This window comes from Klebsiella sp. 2-CIP_Kleb. (genome assembly GCF_050378715.1).
Classification (GTDB): domain Bacteria; phylum Pseudomonadota; class Gammaproteobacteria; order Enterobacterales; family Enterobacteriaceae; genus Klebsiella; species Klebsiella quasipneumoniae.
Genome location: NZ_JBNRLG010000028.1, coordinates 1 through 952, shown reverse-complemented (window position 1 = coordinate 952; position 952 = coordinate 1). Strand labels below are relative to the sequence as shown.

Annotated in this window: 1 tRNA gene and 2 rRNA genes; all 3 read right to left on the bottom strand. The window is 51.2% G+C overall.

Annotation, left to right across the window (positions count from 1 at the left end):
- Positions 1-91: ribosomal RNA gene (locus tag ACQUTP_RS25680) — 23S ribosomal RNA — on the bottom strand; the annotation flags it as partial.
- A 182-nt stretch (positions 92-273) separates the two neighbouring features.
- Positions 274-349, bottom strand: a tRNA-Glu gene (locus ACQUTP_RS25675).
- An 85-nt stretch (positions 350-434) separates the two neighbouring features.
- A 16S ribosomal RNA gene (locus tag ACQUTP_RS25670) occupies positions 435-952 on the bottom strand; the annotation flags it as partial.

Here is a 952-nt window from a genome sequence, read left to right as displayed (position 1 = left end):
TATCACCTTACCGACGCTTTTCGCAGATTAGCACGTCCTTCATCGCCTCTGACTGCCAGGGCATCCACCGTGTACGCTTAGTCGCTTAACCTCACAACCCGAAGATGTTTCACTTCGTGTCGCGAAAATTTGAGAGACTCGAACACACATTAACTGTGTGTCGTTTCAATTTTCAGCTTGATCCAGATTTTTAAAGAGCAAATATCTCAAACGTCACCCGAAGATGAGTTTTGAGATAGTTCGGCACGCGTCTTTCACTCACGAACCAGCAAGTGGCGTCCCCTAGGGGATTCGAACCCCTGTTACCGCCGTGAAAGGGCGGTGTCCTGGGCCTCTAGACGAAGGGGACACTGAAGTCTCAATCGCAAGACGCCTTGCTTCTTTACTTTCATCAGACAATCTGTGTGAGCACTACAAAGGCAGGTTCTTTAAGGTAAGGAGGTGATCCAACCGCAGGTTCCCCTACGGTTACCTTGTTACGACTTCACCCCAGTCATGAATCACAAAGTGGTAAGCGCCCTCCCGAAGGTTAAGCTACCTACTTCTTTTGCAACCCACTCCCATGGTGTGACGGGCGGTGTGTACAAGGCCCGGGAACGTATTCACCGTAGCATTCTGATCTACGATTACTAGCGATTCCGACTTCATGGAGTCGAGTTGCAGACTCCAATCCGGACTACGACATACTTTATGAGGTCCGCTTGCTCTCGCGAGGTCGCTTCTCTTTGTATATGCCATTGTAGCACGTGTGTAGCCCTGGTCGTAAGGGCCATGATGACTTGACGTCATCCCCACCTTCCTCCAGTTTATCACTGGCAGTCTCCTTTGAGTTCCCGGCCGGACCGCTGGCAACAAAGGATAAGGGTTGCGCTCGTTGCGGGACTTAACCCAACATTTCACAACACGAGCTGACGACAGCCATGCAGCACCTGTCTCACAGTTCCCGAAGGCA